Here is a 15430-nt window from a genome sequence, read left to right as displayed (position 1 = left end):
CCAAGGGACACCCAATGAATGAAGCTTTTCTTGTCGGAGGAGTGAGAACTCCTGTCGGCCGTTATGGTGGCGCCCTGTCATCGGTGCGACCGGATGACCTTGCGGCTTTGGTGGTCCGGGAGTCCCTGCAACGTGCGGGCGTGGACCCGCAGGCCGTCGACGAAGTGATTCTGGGCTGCGTCAACCAGTCCGGCGAAGACAACCGGAACGTGGCGCGGATGGCAACGCTACTGGCCGGGTTGCCGGACACGGTTCCCGGCCTGACCGTCAACCGGCTGTGCGCGTCAGGGCTGAGCGCCATTTTGATCGCCTCCCAGATGATCAAGTCCGGTGCCGCTGATGTGGTCATTGCAGGCGGGGTGGAGTCCATGACCCGCGCACCGTGGGTGATGGAAAAACCAGTGAAGGCCTTCGCCCGGCCCGGCGAAATTGCTGACACCTCCCTGGGTTGGCGATTCACCAACCCGCGCTTCAGCGACCAGCAAAAGCTGTCGATGCCGGAAACCGCTGAAGAAGTGGCGTCGCTGGATGGCATCACCCGGGAAGATGCTGATGCGTTCGCGGTGAAATCCCATCAGAATGCCCTGGCGGCCATTGCTGCGGGGCGGTTCACCCAGGAGCTTCTGCCCGTTGAAACGAAGACCGGCGTTGTCGACCAGGACGAGGGTCCCCGGCCAGGTACATCGCTGGAAACTTTGGCCTCGCTTCGTTCGGTCGTGCGGCCGGGCGGGATCGTCACGGCAGGAAACGCGAGCTCACTCAACGACGGGGCGTCCGCCATCGTCGTCGCCAGCGAGAGCGCGGTGAAGCGGTTCGGTCTGGTTCCCCGGGCACGCGTCGTGGACGGCGCATCAGCGGGAGTGCCGCCGGAAATCATGGGCATCGGTCCGGTACCCGCGACGGAGAAGGTGCTTTCCCGGGCCGGCTGGGGGATCGACGACATCGGTGCGGTGGAGCTCAATGAGGCGTTCGCCACCCAGTCGTTGGCCTGCATCCGCAGGCTGGGTCTCGACCCGGGGATTGTGAACAGCGACGGCGGCGCCATCGCCCTCGGGCATGCGCTGGGTTCATCGGGTGCACGGATCGCTATCACCCTGCTCGGACGGATGGAACGCGAGCAGGCGGACCGGGGGCTCGCGACCATGTGCGTGGGGGTCGGCCAGGGCACGGCGATGCTGTTGGAGCGCGTCTAGCGCGTGGTCCGGGGGTGGAGACGGGCTGAGGCTACCCGCCGGCGAAGGGCGGCAGGATGTCCAGGACGTCGTCGGCGGTCAGCACCCGACCGCGGTCCCGGAGGGCCACCTCATTCAGGAGGAAGCTGCTCCGGGCGAGAACTTCGGGCATCGCCGGCCTGCCAGCCCGAACCGGCTGCGGGTACCGGGCGGTGATGCGCTCGAGCACCGTGTCGAGCGACCCTGCTGCGAGGTCGAGGCGCTCTTCTGCAACACCGGCTGCGGCTTGCGCGGCGCCGAAATATCGAACCAGCATCTAGCCGCCTATCGCGCTCATGCTGCGGTCCGGCTGGACGAAGTCCTCCGAGCCGAGTCCCACATGGCCCATCCCGTGGGCTTTCGGCTTGGCCCACATGGCGTCCTGCCAGCGGGCGGCGATGGCGTCGTCGTCGGCGTCTGAGCGCAACAGGTCCCGCAGATCGGTCTCCTCGCGGGAGAACAGGCAACTCATGATCTTCCCCTCGGCGGTGACCCGGGTCCGCCGGCAGTCGGCGCAGAACGGCTCGGTGACGGAGGCGATAATGCCAACGGTTCCGACGACGATGTCCGGCGCAGCGATCCGCCGCACCTCCCAGCGTTCGGCGGGGGCGCCGTCACGGTTGCGCGGATCGGAGGTGAGCACGAACTGCTGCTCCAGCAGGGTCCGCATTTCCAGGGCGGTGATCATGCCGTCCCGGGTCCAGCCGTGGTCGGCGTCGAGGGGCATCTGCTCGATGAAGCGCAGCTCGAAGCCCTTGGAGACGGCCCACTCGAGCAGGTCGGGTGCCTCATGGTCGTTGATGCCGCGCATCAGCACAGCGTTGATCTTGACGAGGCCCAGCCCCACCTCAGCTGCTGCCTCGATGCCGCGCAGCACCCGGTCGAGGAACGGGCGCCGGGTCAGCTGGGCGAACGTGTCGGGGTGGAGCGAATCCATCGACACATTGATCCTGCTCAACCCTGCATCCTTGAGCGCCTGTGCCTTCTTGTCCAGTCCCAGCCCGTTGGTGGTCATGGAGATGGGAAGATCCGCGTGGTTGGCGCGGATGTCGCTGATGATCTGCAGCAGGTCGGCGCGGACCAGCGGCTCACCGCCGGTCAGGCGCAGCTCGCGGACCCCGAGCGTGTCGACGCCGATCCGGACCAGCCGGACAATCTCCTCCCGGGAGAGAACCGCCGATTTCTGCAGCCAGTCCAGGCCCTCAGCGGGCATGCAATAGGTGCAGCGAAGATTGCATTTGTCGGTCAACGACAGGCGCATGTCAGTGGCCTTGCGACCAAAACTGTCCATGAGCCCCGGCCCGGCATCCGTGGGACGCTGGACCCCGATGTGCGGCATACCCAGTTCAATTCCCATTTTTCGAGATTACGCCCTTTCAGCTGAGCCCACTATTCGGTGGGGGCTTATTCTCGCCTGGCGAACTGAAGGGCGGTCGCAGACGTTGGGCTAATGACGATAGAAGAGACAGGACGGTGCACCGGTATGGGACGGATCAACGGGTGGGCGGCACTGTCCGGGCTGGTTGCGGTGGCGATCGCAGTGATCGCCGCCGAACTGACCGCCGCTCTGGTCAGCCCGTCGGTCTCCCCGGTGACAGCGGTCGGCTCAACGGTGATCGACGTGCTGCCGCCCGGCGTCAAGGACTGGGCGATTGAGACGTTCGGCACGGCCGACAAACTGATCTTCCTGATCACCATGTTTGTGATCATTGCGGGGGTGGCCGCCGGAGCCGGAATCCTTGAGTACCGGTGGCGTCGGAGCGGCGCGGCCCTGGTGCTGGTCTTCGGGCTGGCGGGCATCGCCGCCGTCGCTGCGCGGCCGCAGTCCTCGACCGCCGCGTTCGCAGCCCCGGTGGTGGCCCTGGTGCTCGGCGTCATGTTAGTCACCGTCCTGACCGACCGGTTGGTGGCCTGGCAGCCCCGCCGGGCGGCCGACGTCGGGACCCCCGGACCGGTGGCACGACGAAGGTTCCTCCTGGGTGTGGGCGTGGGCGGCGCGGTGGCGGCACTCGCGGGGACGGCCGCATCCCTGGTCCGGAACAGCCAGTCGCTCGTGACGCAGGCCCGGGACCAGATCCGGCTACCGGCACCCGACGCCGTCGCGGGACGGGCCGCGGCGGTCATCCCGGCGGGCGCGGATCTCAGGGTCGACGGTGTCCCGCCACTGGTGACGCCCAACGACAACTACTACCGGATCGATACCGCACTGGTGGTGCCGGTGGTGGACCCTGGCACCTGGCGGCTACGGGTCACCGGGATGGTGGACCGGGAGGTCGAGCTGACCTTCGACGAACTCCTGGCCAAGCCCCTGGTCGAAAGCTACATCACCCTCGCCTGCGTTTCGAACGTGGTGGGCGGTGACCTGATCGGCAACGCCAAATGGCTCGGCTGGCCGGTCCGCGAACTGCTGGCCATGGCGGGTGTGCAGGATGGGGCCGACATGGTGCTTTCGCGCAGCGTCGACGGGTTCACCGCCAGCACCCCGCTGGACGCCATGACTGACGACCGGGACTCGTTGATCGCCATCGGGATGAACGGTGAAACCCTCCCCGTTGAGCACGGCTTCCCCGTCCGTCTGGTGGTTCCCGGGCTGTACGGTTTCGTCTCGGCGACCAAATGGGTGACCGAACTGAAGGTCACCAGGTACGACGACGACGTCGCCTACTGGTCCACCCGTGGCTGGTCCGAGCGGGGCCCGGTGAAGACCTCGTCCCGGATCGACGTGCCACGGGAACGGTCGAGCGTGGCCGCGGGAACGGTCCAGATCGCCGGATACGCGTGGGCCCAACACCGGGGGATCGAAGCGGTCCAGGTGAGGGTGGATGAGGGATCCTGGCAGCCCGCGGCGCTGGCCGCCGAAATCTCACGGGACACCTGGCGGCAGTTCAGCGCCGCTGTGGACCTGGCCCCCGGATCCCATACGGTGCAGGTCCGCGCCGTCGACCGTACCGGAGCCGTGCAGGTGGACCGCGTGGCGCCGGTCACACCCGACGGCGCCACGGGTCTGCACTCGGTGACCTTCACTGTTTCCTGAGGGAGCCCGGATCTCCTGTCTTTTACGTCTCGCCTCATCCCAGCCATCGCCGTCGGCAGGGCCTAGGGTGGAGATCCAGAGGCAACCGTCACGGCAGGTAGGGATCCCATGATCAGAAGCGTCGAGGAACACCAGCAGGCAGTGCTGGGACTGCTCCGCTACAGCAGCAGCTACCCGGCTGATAGCCGGACGGACCAGGACGGCGGCGGAACCGAGCTCCCGCTGGCGGCCGCCCGCGGCCGGGTGCTCGCCGTCGACCTGCAGGCTCCGGTCAGCCTGCCCCCGTTTGATAACTCGCAGATGGACGGGTACGCGGTCCACGTCGACGACCTGAACCCAACCGGTGGCACGTCAGGACGAAGCCTGAGGGTGGGAGCGCCCATCCCGGCGGGCATCGAACCGCCGGACCTGGTGCAGGGGAGTGCGGCGCCCATCATGACCGGCGCGATGATCCCGGGAAACACCGGTGCCATCGTCCCGATCGAACGGGTCACCCCGGCCCAGTTCTACTCAGCGGCCGACTACGAGGCGGACACCGAACTCGCCGTCGACCTACCCGAAACCGTGGAACCTGGTGCCTACATCCGCCGTGCCGGCAGCGACATCCCCACCGGCACCACCGCCCTGACCGCCGGGACGCTCCTCGGCCCCGCCCAGCTGGGCCTGCTCGCCGCCTGCGGAATCGCCACGGTCCCGGTGCGCCGCCAGTTCACCGTCTTGCTGCTCACCACCGGGGACGAGGTCCAGGAACCCGGCAGCACCCGGCAACCGGGGAAGATCTTCGACGCCAACACCACCCTGTTGGAAACCGCACTCCTCGATGCGGGCGCCGCAGTGATCAGGCACCGGCTGATGGATGACAATCCCACGCTGCTCCGGGAAGCGCTGGCGGCCGTCGCGGACAGCGGCATCCACCTGATCCTCACCACCGGCGGCATCAGCCAGGGTGCGTACGAGGTGGTGAAACAGGCGCTGGCCAACAGCAGCGTCGAATTCCTCTCCGTCACCATGCAGCCCGGCGGGCCGCAGGCGTTGGGAACCATCGGCGGTGTGCCGTTCCTCGGATTCCCGGGCAACCCGGTCAGTGCCCTCGTATCCTTCGAGATGTTCCTCCGGCCGGCCCTCACCGCCGTCGCCGGTGTCCCGCACCCCCGGGTGGTCCTCACCGCTGCCCTTGAGGAGGAGGTGAGCTCGCCGGAAGCCAAACACCAGGTCCGCCGTGGCTGGTATACCCCCCGCGCAGCAGCCGGTGAGCCGGTGGGTACGGTTAGGCTGGTGGGTGGCCCCGGATCACACCTGATCCATGCGCTGGCCGAATCGAACGTCCTGGTCCAGCTGCCCGTCGGCACCGGAAGCCTCGCGGCGGGGGACCTGGTCTCCGTGTGGCTCGTCGACGGGATGCACGGCGCGCCGTCGTTCGGGATTCCTGCAGCGCACCCGCTCGCTGTGGCCGGGCCCGGGAACACCTGAGCGTGGGAAGACCCCCTCACCGAGAACTGATAAGGACAGCATGACCGAGAACACCAGCCCGGCGTCACTGAGCCACGTCCGGGAGGATGGCAGCGCGCACATGGTCGACGTTTCGGCGAAGGCCGAAACCACTCGCGAAGCCACCGCACAGGCCGTCCTGCACACCACAACGGAGGTGGTCGGACTGATCACCGCCGGTGGCCTGCCCAAGGGCGACGCTCTGGCTGTCGCCCGGGTCGCCGGCATCATGGCCGCCAAGCAGACGTCCTCGCTGATCCCGCTCTGCCACCCCTTGCCGCTGAGCAAAATCACCGTGGACTTCGACGCCCGGGACGCTGCCGTGACCATCAGCTGCGCGGTCAAGACCACCGCCGTCACCGGCGTCGAAATGGAAGCCCTGACCGGGGCGTCGCTGGCGGCTCTCGCCCTGTACGACATGATCAAGGCGGTGGACAAGCGGGCGGTCATCACCGACACGAAGGTCCTGGCGAAGTCCGGCGGGAAAAGCGGGGACTGGACGGCATGAGCGCCCAGCGCACCGCAGCGGTGATTATCGCGTCCACCCGTGCCGCAGCCGGCATCTACCAGGACGAGTGTGGTCCTCTCATCCAGAGCTGGCTCGTCGATCACGGCTTCGCACCCCAGCAGACCCGGGTGGTGCCCGACGGCGACCCGGTGGGTCAGGCGATCGGCGCCGTCCTTGGCGATTCGCCCTCAGTGGTGATCACCAGCGGCGGTACCGGTCTGAGCCCGGACGACGCCACCCCCGAACAGACCGAGCCGTACCTGCAGCGCCACCTGCCCGGGATCATGGAAGCCGTTCGCCGGCGGGGGGCCGAGAAGGTTCCGACAGCAGCGCTCAGCCGCGGCTTCGCCGGAACCGTAGGCCGCACCTTCGTGATCAACCTGCCCGGGTCACCCGGAGGGGTGCGTGACGGGCTGGCCGTGCTCGAACCAATGCTGGGGCACATCTGCTCCCAGCTGGAAGGAAAAAATGAACACTAGCCACGTGGTGCATGTGTCCCTGGCGGCCGGGCCCATCAGCCTCGACGCCGCCCTGGCGGAGGTCGACTCCCCGGACTGCGGTGCCGTTGTGGGTTTCGGTGGAGTGGTAAGGAACCACGACGGCGGCCGGGATGTCACCTCCCTGAGCTACTCGGCCCACCCGAGCGCCGAGCGGATCATCGCGGACATCGCCGACACCATGGCCGCCAAATACGAGGGCGTCCGGATCTGGGTAGCGCACCGGATCGGACCCCTGGTGATCGGTGACCCTGCCCTGGTGGCAGCGGTCGCGTCCCCGCACCGCGGCGAAGCCTTCGCCGCCTGCTCGGAACTGGTGGACACCGTCAAGGAGCAGGTTCCCATCTGGAAGGAACAGTTCTTCACCGACGGCACCGTCGAATGGGTCGGCGCCGGCGGCACGGACACCGCCGGGGGCACGGACACCGCCGGCGGCACCGGGACTGCCTCCTGACCCAAATGGGCAGGGGAGTAGCCGTTCAGTAGGCTGGGGTGTATGACTGAACAACTTGCCGTGGCCGTGCTGGGCGCCACCGGACGGATGGGGTCGGAGGCCGTCAAAGCCATCGACGCCGCACCGGACCTGGACCTCGTCGCAGCCCTCGGCCGCGAGGATTCGCTGGACACCCTGGTTGCGTCGGGAGCGCAGTGCATCGTCGACCTGTCGGTCCCCGATGCCACATTCGACAACGTGGCGTTCGCCGTCGAGCGTGGCATCCACGCGGTGGTGGGAACCACCGGGTGGGACGAGGCGCGTCTTGAGCGGCTTGCCGCACTCCTCGCCGACCAGCCCGCCACGGGCGTGCTGATCGCCCCGAATTTCGCCCTCGGTTCAGTGCTGGCCAGCGCCTTCGCTGCCCGGGCGGCACGCTACTTCGAGTCGGTCGAGATTGTCGAGCTTCACCACCCCGACAAGGTGGACGCGCCCTCGGGCACAGCAGTCCGGACCGCCGCCCTGATCGCACAGGCACGCCGGGAAGCCGGGGTCCCGGCGAGCCCCGACGCGACCACCAGCGAGCGCGCCGGTGCCCGCGGAGCCGACGTCGACGGCGTCCGGGTGCATTCGGTGCGCCTGCGCGGCCTGGTGGCGCATCAGGAGGTGCTGCTCGGCGGAGTCGGGGAACAGCTCACCATCCGACACGACTCGTACCACCGTGAGTCCTTCATGCCCGGCGTCCTGCTGGGCGTCCGCACCGTCCCCTCCCGCCCCGGCCTGACGGTCGGGCTGGACGGCTACCTCGATCTGGAAGCGTGAAACCCCGCATGGCTGAACCCGTTGGATTTCTGGGCACGGTGAAGCGCCACCGCGCCAAAGTAGGGGTGGCCCTGGTGAGCCTGCTGCTCATCTTCTGGCTGGTCATCGCTCTGCAGCGCAGCGTCATCCTGCTCACCGACCCGGACCTGGTGGCGAAAGCCCTCGGGGTGGCGTACCTGCTGCTGCCCCTGATCGGCGGCTGGGCCATGATCCGTGAACTGCTGTTCGGCATGCAGACCTCGAAAATGGCCACCGAGCTCGACGCCGAGGGAGGTCTTCCGATCGACGACCTGCCACGGACCCCCGCCGGGCGGATTGTCCGTGCCGCAGCCGACGAACGGTTCCCCGCCTACCAGGCGGAGGTGGAGGCGGCGCCCGAGGACTGGCGCAGCTGGTTCAGGCTGTCCTGCGCTTACGACGCCGCGGGCGACCGGACCCGCGCCCGCCGGTCCATGAGGACTGCCGGAAAGCTGTACAAGACGGCCCAGTAGCTGCGCTCCGGCGCGGACACCCCGGTTTCGGGCACACCACTTACTTACTGTTGAGTCCCGACCGCGCCGCCCGGGACGCGCCCGAGGTCAGCAGTTCCAGCGGCCCCCGGGCGTTGATCCTCAGAAACAGAATGCCGAGGATGACAAACACCAGCACCTGTCCCCAGTAGACGAGGGACGGGTCGGGCGCGGGTTCCTGGGCATCGACCACGCTCATCGTCCAGACATGCATGGTGTAGAGGGTCAGGGTCATCGCACCGGGCCCGGACAAGGGCAGCAACACCGACTCGTATCGGCGGGTGGCGAGCAGGCACAGCCCAATGACCAGTGCGGAAGTGCCACCGGTGTGCAGCAGGTCCAGTGGAGATCCCGAGTGGGGGGCGCTGACAGCCAGCCACCACCAGGAGCCGGACTGGTCCACCCCGGTCAGGCTGACATTCATCATCGCCCCCAGGGGGTATCTGCTGCCGTCGGGGGTCTCCAGCAGGGCAGCCAGGCCGCCCAGGGGCCCGAGCAGGTAGCCGCTGACCAGTTTCGCTGCGACGGCCACCGCAGCGCCTCCGGCCAACAACCCCAGCTGCACCCGGAGGTCCAGCAGCCGCAGGCGGCCGATCACCATCCCGATCAGGAGGTAGCTCAGCCACTGCAGCGCCGGGTAGTACCCGGTCACCGTGATGTCAGCCAGCAGCGTCGCTGGCTGCAGCAGCGTCTCGAACAGGGGATTACCGCCCACCGAGGACGGCGAAACCGTCTCGGCGATCCACGGACGGAGCAGGTACGCGACAACCGGGGACAGGAGGGTCCAGCCGATCGCCCACCAGGCGAGCTGCCTCACGGGCAGCGACACGAACGGCAGCGCGATCAGGAAGAGCACCCCATAGTGGAACAGGATGATCGCGATGTTGGTTTCCAGCCCGCCCAGCATCAGGCCGATCGCCATGATCACCGCCGCACGGGCAGCGATGCCCCGCCGGCCCATCGACAGCCTCTGGCGGTGGTGGACCCGGTCGCCTCCGGTCAGCAGGGCCAGGCCAAGACCGGCGACGACGGCGAACAAGGCCGACGCCTTCCCGGAAAAGACCAGTGCCACCCAGGAGGCATCCGCGGTGCCAGCGATGTACAGGGGAAATATGTGGGTGCTCATCATCCCGAAGAGGGCAATACCGCGGGCGGCGTCGACCCCGATCAGACGCCGGGAGACCTTGGGGGATGCCATGATCTGATCGTCTCACAGCGGCCCTGACTGCCGCGGCGGAAGGGCGCAGCGGCGACTTAACAGTTTCGAACCGGGTAACGTTTTACCCATGGCCCTCACCAATTCCCAGACTCTTCCCTTCGGCACCCTGGTCACCGCGATGGTGACCCCGTTCCATCAGGACGGCAGCGTCGACTTCGACGCCACCGCCCAGCTGGCCACTGCGCTGGTCGACGACGGCTGCGATGGTCTGGTGATCTCGGGCACGACCGGTGAAACCTCAACCCTTGAGGATCAGGAGAAGGAAGACCTGTTCCGGGTGGTCGTGGAAGCAGTGGGCGGACGGGCGAAGGTCATCGCCGGTACCGGCACCAACCACACCTCCCACTCCGTCGAGATGGCCCAGCGCGCCGCCCGCGCCGGCGTCGACGGACAACTGGTGGTCACCCCGTACTACAACAAGCCCACCCAGGCGGGTGTGCTGGCCCACTTCGAGGCCGTCGCCGGGGCCACCGACCTGCCGATCATGATCTACGACATTCCGGGCCGGTCGGGTATTCCCATCCACACCGAAACCATGATCCGGTTGGCCGACAACCCGAAGATCGTGGCGCTCAAGGACGCCAAGGCGGACTTCGCCGAAATCACCCGCGTGCTCGCCAACACCACCCTCGACGTGTACTCGGGCGACGACGGCCTCACCTTGCCATGGATGATCGCCGGCGGTGTCGGGGTGGTCAGCGTGAGCGCCCACGTTGCCACCGCACAGTTCCGGGCCCTGGTGGACGCCGCAGCCGCCGGTGACGTGACCACCGCCCGCCGCATCCATTTCGAGCTGGACCCGGTGGTCCGTGCCGTCATGACCCACATTCCCGGTGCCGTGTCGGCCAAGCAGATCCTCAAGATGCAGGGCCTCATCCCGAACGCCGTCGTTCGGCTGCCCCTTGTGGGACCCTCCGCCGTCGAAATGGAAACCGTGCTCGCCGACCTTGCCGAAGCGGGGATGAACTTCGCCCGCCCGCGCACCAGCCGCCACAATGGAACGCCGGCATGACGGTTTCCGCTGCCACGGCGCTCATCACCCCGCCCGACCTCGCAGCGGGGGTGCTGCGCATCGTCCCCCTGGGTGGTCTCGGTGAAATTGGCCGGAACATGGCGGTGTTCGAACTGGACGGCAAGCTGCTCATCGTCGACTGTGGTGTGCTGTTTCCCGAGGAAACCCAGCCCGGGGTCGACCTGATCCTCCCCGACTTCTCCTACATCGAGGACCGGCTCGACGACGTCGTCGGCCTGGTCCTGACGCACGGCCATGAAGACCACATCGGCGCGGTGCCGTATTTGCTGCGGCTCAAGAAAGACATTCCGCTGATCGGCTCGCAGCTCACGCTGGCCCTGATCGAGGCGAAACTCCAGGAACACCGGATTACTCCCTACACCCTCACGGTCACCGAGGGCCAGATCGAACAGTTCGGACCGTTCGAATGCGAGTTCGTGGCCGTCAACCATTCAATCCCCGACGCCCTGGCGGTCTTCATCCGCACCACGGCGGGGAACGTCCTGCACACCGGCGACTTCAAGATGGACCAGCTGCCGCTCGACGGGCGGATCACCGACCTGCGGGCGTTCGCCCGGCTGGGCGAGGAGGGGGTCGACCTGTTCATGGTCGATTCCACCAACGCCGACGTGCCTGGATTCACCACCGCGGAGCGCGAGATCGGGCCGGTACTGAACCGGTTGTTCGGCCAGGTCAGCAAGCGGATCATCGTCGCCTCGTTCTCCTCCCACATCCACCGGGTGCAGCAGGTCCTGGACGCCGCCGAGGCGCACGACAGGAAGGTGTGCTTCGCCGGACGCTCGATGGTGCGGAACATGACCATCGCCGCAAAACTGGGCTACCTCAGGGTTCCCGAGGGGATCCTCGTGGACATCAAGAACGTCGACGCCCTCCCTGACCACAAGGTGGTGCTCATGTCCACCGGATCGCAGGGCGAGCCAATGGCCGCCCTGTCCCGGATGGCCAACGGCGACCACCGGATCACCGTCGGCAAGGGCGACACGGTGATCCTGGCGTCCTCCCTGATCCCCGGCAACGAGAACGCTGTTTTCCGGGTCATCAACGGGCTGCTGAAACTCGGCGCCGACGTCGTCCACAAGGGCAACGAAAAGGTGCACGTCTCCGGCCACGCAGCCGCCGGGGAACTGCTGTACTGCTACAACATCCTCAAGCCCCGCAACGTGATGCCGGTGCATGGGGAGACCCGGCACCTGATCGCCAATGCCCGGCTCGCCGAGCAGACAGGTGTGCCCGCCGAGAACGTGCTGCTGACCGACGACGGGTCGGTCATCGACCTGGTGGACGGTGTCGCCCGCATTGTGGGGTCCGTGGAGTGCGGGTTCATCTACGTGGATGGGTCGAGTATCGGGGAGATCACCGACGCCGACCTGAAGGACCGCCGCATTCTCGGCGAGGAGGGGTTCATCTCCATCGTCACGGTGGTGAACCGGAGTACCGGCAAGATCGTCTCCGGACCGGACATCCACGCCCGCGGATTCGCCGAGGACGATTCGGTGTTCGACGAGATCAAGCCGAAGCTGAACGCGGCCCTCGAGGAAGCGGTCATGAGCAACAAGGACCACTCGGTCTACCAGTTGCAGCAGGTGGTCCGCCGGGTGATCGGCACCTGGGTCAACCGCCGCTACCGCCGTCGGCCGATGATCATCCCGGTGGTCCTGGAGGCGTAGAGCCGTTCGGCCCTGCCGCGTTTGTCCCGGGATTCCGGGGCCAAGTCCGGTACCGTTGCCTCTATGGCGACTCGTACTTCCCCGGGCCCCAGTGGTTCACAGCAGTCGCGCGGTAAGAACACCTCGGCTGCTGCGCGTTCAACTTCGGGCCGAAGCGGTGCTAACAAAAGCGGTGGCAACACCCGGCAACCGACCAAAAAGCAGCCTGTGCTGCCCAGCGACACCGGGTCCGGTGACTCCCTGCCGCTGCCCCTGCGCGTCCTGAGGGGACTGTGGATGGGCACCGCCCACATGGTCGCGTCCGGCATCCGCAAGTTCGGCCACGATGTCCACCCCGAGAAGGAGCTGCGTCGGGACGGCACCGGCCTGTTCCTGATGATCCTCAGTGTGGCTGTTGCCGCCGTCGAGTGGTGGGCCCTCACCGGACCCGGTGCCGACGTGGTACACGCGGTCTCCGCTGGCACCTTCGGCTGGATGGCGCTGCTGGTGCCGTTCATGCTGCTGATCGGTGCCGTCCGCCTGTTCAGGTACCCCGAAAACCACCGGGCCAACAACCGGGTGGGGATCGGCATGACCATCGCCCTGTTCGCGGGCTCCGGTATCGCGCACTTCTCCGGCGGGGCTCCGGCCCTCGCCGACGGCTTTGAACGGCTCTGGCAGGCCGGAGGAGTGGTCGGTTTCCTGGTCGCCGGTCCGCTGAGCGGCCTCCTCACCATGTGGCCGGTGATTATTCTGCTGAGCGTGCTGATCTTCCTGAGCGTGCTGATAGTCACCGCCACCCCGTTCCGTCACATTCCGTCCCGGCTCCGTGCCCTCTATGAGCACCTGATGGGGCAGGACCTGATCGAGAAGGACCGGCAGCATGGGAACGGGTCGGCTGACGACAACGCGACCGAACAACATGACCAGAGCTACCTCGACCAGCGGCACTCGGCGCCCGCCAGGAAGCCCAAGCGGAAAATGCGGCTCTTCGGCCGGGACAAACCGGCCGGGCCGACCCAGGCCGAACTGGACGGCTACGTCGGCGACGAGGCGTTTGAACGCGCCGTCCTCGATGACGAGGACGGCCCGGACGAGGCGCAGCGCAGCCTCACGTCCCGCCAGGCGGCCGCCCGCGACACTGCAGCCGTGCCGGCTGAGCCGCGGGTCCCGCCCGGGGTCCGCCGCCCTACCCAGCAGGAACGTGCCACCGAGAAGATCAAGCAGGAACATGGCCTGATCCCGGACGGCGGCAGCGACGCGCACCCGGCCACCGAGGCGATGGCGGTCCTGCCCACCGCCGCGCCGCATGTCCCCTCGACGCCCGTCCAGCCGCAGGTTCCGCCCACCCCCATGCCGCAGCGCACCGAGCAGCTGCAGCTGGCAGGCGACGTCACCTACACCCTGCCGCCCTCCGATTACCTGCCCGCCGGAACTCCTCCCAAGGAACGTTCCGAGGCCAACGACTCGGTGGTCGCAGCCCTGACCCACACCCTCGACCAGTTCCACGTCGACGCGAAGGTGACCGGTTTTTCCCGAGGTCCCACTGTCACCCGCTACGAGATTGAGCTGGCGCCGGGCACCAAGGTGGAACGCGTTACGGCCCTGTCCAAGAACATCTCCTACGCGGTCGCGAGTTCCGACGTCCGGATCCTGTCCCCGATTCCCGGCAAATCGGCGATCGGTATCGAAATCCCCAACACGGACCGTGAGACCGTGTCGCTTGGCGATGTGCTGCGCTCCGGCAACGCCCGCAAGACCGACCACCCGATGGTGATGGGCGTCGGCAAGGATGTGGAGGGCGGCTTCGTCGTCGCGAACCTGGCCAAGATGCCGCACCTGCTGGTCGCCGGTGCCACCGGTGCTGGTAAGTCGTCGTTCGTGAACTCGATGATCACCTCCATCCTGATGCGTTCCACCCCCGATGAGGTGCGCATGGTCATGGTGGACCCCAAGCGGGTGGAACTCACCGCCTACGAGGGTGTCCCTCACCTGATCACCCCCATTATCACCAGTCCCAAGAAGGCCGCCGAGGCGCTGCAGTGGGTGGTCCGTGAAATGGACACCCGCTATGACGATCTGGCGAACTATGGTTACAAGCACATTGACGACTTCAACAAGGCGGTCCGCAACGGGAAGGTGGTCCCGCCCGAAGGCTCCAAGCGCGTGGTGCGCCCGTACCCGTACCTGTTGGTCATCGTCGACGAGCTCGCCGACCTGATGATGGTGGCGCCACGCGACGTCGAGGACTCGATCGTGCGCATCACCCAGCTCGCCCGGGCCGCAGGTATCCACCTGGTGCTCGCCACCCAGCGGCCGTCCGTCGACGTGGTCACCGGCCTGATCAAGGCAAACGTGCCCTCACGGATGGCGTTCGCGACGTCGTCGGTCACTGACTCCCGGGTGGTCCTGGACCAGCCGGGCGCCGAGAAGCTGATCGGCCAGGGCGACGCCCTCTTCCTGCCGATGGGTGCCTCCAAGCCGATGCGCGTCCAGGGCGCCTGGGTCACCGAATCGGAAATCCACCGGGTGGTTGAGCACGTCAAGGGCCAGCTAAAGGCCAACTACCGCGAGGACGTTGCGGTCGAGGCGCCCAAGAAGCAGATCGACGATGACATCGGCGACGATCTCGATGTCCTCCTGCAGGCTACCGAGCTGGTGGTCACCACCCAGTTCGGGTCCACCTCCATGCTGCAACGCAAGCTACGGGTCGGGTTCGCGAAGGCGGGCCGGCTGATGGACCTGCTGGAGTCCCGCGGGGTGGTGGGCCCTTCCGAGGGTTCGAAGGCCCGCGATGTGCTCGTCAAACCGGATGATCTGGCCGGGGTGCTCGGCGCCATGCGTGGCGACGGGCCAATCTCGGTACCCGACGAACCGGCGGCGGGTGCCGGTGCCTCCGGCGCGCCGATCGATCTGGTGGCCGACGACCTCGAGTCCCGCCGCCAGGCGGGTCAGTACCATGACGGATCGGACGACGACGATGACGGTTCCACTGACGCCTGGAGCCTCACGGGAAGGTAGCCTAGTTCC

The 15430-nt window shown here is 67.4% G+C and carries 14 protein-coding genes; 11 read left to right on the top strand and 3 right to left on the bottom strand.

Features of this window, described 5'->3' with window-relative positions; all coding sequences use genetic code 11:
* Positions 1 to 14: 14 nt before the first annotated feature.
* Positions 15 to 1193: a thiolase family protein gene (locus tag IWX64_RS06300; RefSeq protein ID WP_196866299.1), complete on the top strand. Its 1179-nt coding sequence runs from the start codon at positions 15 to 17 to the stop codon at positions 1191 to 1193.
* A 31-nt stretch (positions 1194 to 1224) separates the two neighbouring features.
* Here the strand turns inward: IWX64_RS06300 and IWX64_RS06295 are convergent, their stop codons facing one another.
* Positions 1225 to 1488, bottom strand: coding sequence for a MoaD/ThiS family protein (locus IWX64_RS06295; RefSeq protein WP_196866298.1), 264 nt, complete (start codon positions 1486 to 1488; stop codon positions 1225 to 1227).
* Positions 1489 to 2568, bottom strand: a complete 1080-nt coding sequence (moaA, locus tag IWX64_RS06290; RefSeq protein WP_196866297.1) for a GTP 3',8-cyclase MoaA — start codon at positions 2566 to 2568, stop codon at positions 1489 to 1491.
* 93 nt (positions 2569 to 2661) lie between these two features.
* On the opposite strand from moaA, the gene IWX64_RS06285 reads away from it, so the two are divergent.
* The 7 genes from IWX64_RS06285 to IWX64_RS06255 all read left to right on the top strand — a co-directional run bounded on the left by IWX64_RS06285 (position 2662) and on the right by IWX64_RS06255 (position 8484).
* Positions 2662 to 4245: a molybdopterin-dependent oxidoreductase gene (locus IWX64_RS06285; RefSeq protein WP_334683186.1), complete on the top strand. Its 1584-nt coding sequence runs from the start codon at positions 2662 to 2664 to the stop codon at positions 4243 to 4245.
* Positions 4246 to 4353: 108 nt separating this feature from the next.
* On the top strand, positions 4354 to 5715 hold the full coding sequence (locus tag IWX64_RS06280) for a molybdopterin molybdotransferase MoeA (RefSeq protein WP_196866296.1): 1362 nt from the start codon (positions 4354 to 4356) through the stop codon (positions 5713 to 5715).
* 40 nt (positions 5716 to 5755) lie between these two features.
* The gene (moaC, locus tag IWX64_RS06275; RefSeq protein ID WP_196866295.1) at positions 5756 to 6241 is read left to right on the top strand and encodes a cyclic pyranopterin monophosphate synthase MoaC; all 486 of its coding nucleotides are present in this window, start codon (positions 5756 to 5758) and stop codon (positions 6239 to 6241) included.
* Positions 6238 to 6720: a MogA/MoaB family molybdenum cofactor biosynthesis protein gene (locus IWX64_RS06270; RefSeq protein WP_196866294.1), complete on the top strand. Its 483-nt coding sequence runs from the start codon at positions 6238 to 6240 to the stop codon at positions 6718 to 6720. The genes moaC and IWX64_RS06270 overlap by 4 nt, the downstream gene beginning before the upstream one ends.
* Positions 6710 to 7192 (top strand): molybdenum cofactor biosynthesis protein MoaE, encoded by a 483-nt coding sequence (locus IWX64_RS06265; RefSeq protein ID WP_196866293.1) that lies wholly within the window; start codon positions 6710 to 6712, stop codon positions 7190 to 7192. The genes IWX64_RS06270 and IWX64_RS06265 overlap by 11 nt, the downstream gene beginning before the upstream one ends.
* A 42-nt stretch (positions 7193 to 7234) precedes the next feature.
* Positions 7235 to 7993: a 4-hydroxy-tetrahydrodipicolinate reductase gene (gene dapB / locus IWX64_RS06260; protein ID WP_196866292.1), complete on the top strand. Its 759-nt coding sequence runs from the start codon at positions 7235 to 7237 to the stop codon at positions 7991 to 7993.
* Between the two features lie 8 nt (positions 7994 to 8001).
* Positions 8002 to 8484 (top strand): hypothetical protein, encoded by a 483-nt coding sequence (locus IWX64_RS06255; RefSeq protein WP_196866291.1) that lies wholly within the window; start codon positions 8002 to 8004, stop codon positions 8482 to 8484.
* Between the two features lie 40 nt (positions 8485 to 8524).
* On the opposite strand, the gene IWX64_RS06250 is transcribed toward IWX64_RS06255, so the two are convergent.
* On the bottom strand, positions 8525 to 9700 hold the full coding sequence (locus IWX64_RS06250) for a heparan-alpha-glucosaminide N-acetyltransferase domain-containing protein (RefSeq protein WP_196866290.1): 1176 nt from the start codon (positions 9698 to 9700) through the stop codon (positions 8525 to 8527).
* 88 nt (positions 9701 to 9788) lie between these two features.
* Here IWX64_RS06250 and dapA point away from each other — a divergent pair, with 88 nt between their 5' ends.
* The 3 genes from dapA (at position 9789) to IWX64_RS06235 (ending at position 15421) form a co-directional block, all read left to right on the top strand.
* Positions 9789 to 10733: a 4-hydroxy-tetrahydrodipicolinate synthase gene (dapA, locus tag IWX64_RS06245; RefSeq protein ID WP_196866289.1), complete on the top strand. Its 945-nt coding sequence runs from the start codon at positions 9789 to 9791 to the stop codon at positions 10731 to 10733.
* The gene (locus tag IWX64_RS06240; protein ID WP_196866288.1) at positions 10730 to 12421 is read left to right on the top strand and encodes a ribonuclease J; all 1692 of its coding nucleotides are present in this window, start codon (positions 10730 to 10732) and stop codon (positions 12419 to 12421) included. Before dapA ends, IWX64_RS06240 begins: the two co-directional genes overlap by 4 nt.
* A 63-nt stretch (positions 12422 to 12484) precedes the next feature.
* On the top strand, positions 12485 to 15421 hold the full coding sequence (locus tag IWX64_RS06235) for an FtsK/SpoIIIE family DNA translocase (protein ID WP_196866287.1): 2937 nt from the start codon (positions 12485 to 12487) through the stop codon (positions 15419 to 15421).
* Positions 15422 to 15430: the final 9 nt, after the last annotated feature.

It is taken from the genome of Arthrobacter sp. CAN_A212 (assembly GCF_015752345.1).
Taxonomy (GTDB): domain Bacteria; phylum Actinomycetota; class Actinomycetes; order Actinomycetales; family Micrococcaceae; genus Arthrobacter_D.
Note: the sequence above shows the minus strand (reverse complement) of the source record. Positions and strands in the feature narration are given on the sequence as shown.

Coding starts and splice junctions, on each gene's coding strand:
- IWX64_RS06255 (WP_196866291.1), top strand. CDS start 8,002: ATGGCTGAACCCGTTGGATTTCTGGGCACGGTGAAGCGCCACCGCGCC.
- IWX64_RS06270 (WP_196866294.1), top strand. CDS start 6,238: ATGAGCGCCCAGCGCACCGCAGCGGTGATTATCGCGTCCACCCGTGCC.
- moaC (WP_196866295.1), top strand. CDS start 5,756: ATGACCGAGAACACCAGCCCGGCGTCACTGAGCCACGTCCGGGAGGAT.
- IWX64_RS06285 (WP_334683186.1), top strand. CDS start 2,662: ATGACGATAGAAGAGACAGGACGGTGCACCGGTATGGGACGGATCAAC.
- IWX64_RS06240 (WP_196866288.1), top strand. CDS start 10,730: ATGACGGTTTCCGCTGCCACGGCGCTCATCACCCCGCCCGACCTCGCA.
- IWX64_RS06235 (WP_196866287.1), top strand. CDS start 12,485: ATGGCGACTCGTACTTCCCCGGGCCCCAGTGGTTCACAGCAGTCGCGC.
- IWX64_RS06265 (WP_196866293.1), top strand. CDS start 6,710: ATGAACACTAGCCACGTGGTGCATGTGTCCCTGGCGGCCGGGCCCATC.
- IWX64_RS06250 (WP_196866290.1), bottom strand. CDS start 9,700: ATGGCATCCCCCAAGGTCTCCCGGCGTCTGATCGGGGTCGACGCCGCC.
- IWX64_RS06295 (WP_196866298.1), bottom strand. CDS start 1,488: ATGCTGGTTCGATATTTCGGCGCCGCGCAAGCCGCAGCCGGTGTTGCA.
- dapA (WP_196866289.1), top strand. CDS start 9,789: ATGGCCCTCACCAATTCCCAGACTCTTCCCTTCGGCACCCTGGTCACC.
- moaA (WP_196866297.1), bottom strand. CDS start 2,568: ATGGGAATTGAACTGGGTATGCCGCACATCGGGGTCCAGCGTCCCACG.
- IWX64_RS06300 (WP_196866299.1), top strand. CDS start 15: ATGAATGAAGCTTTTCTTGTCGGAGGAGTGAGAACTCCTGTCGGCCGT.
- IWX64_RS06280 (WP_196866296.1), top strand. CDS start 4,354: ATGATCAGAAGCGTCGAGGAACACCAGCAGGCAGTGCTGGGACTGCTC.
- dapB (WP_196866292.1), top strand. CDS start 7,235: ATGACTGAACAACTTGCCGTGGCCGTGCTGGGCGCCACCGGACGGATG.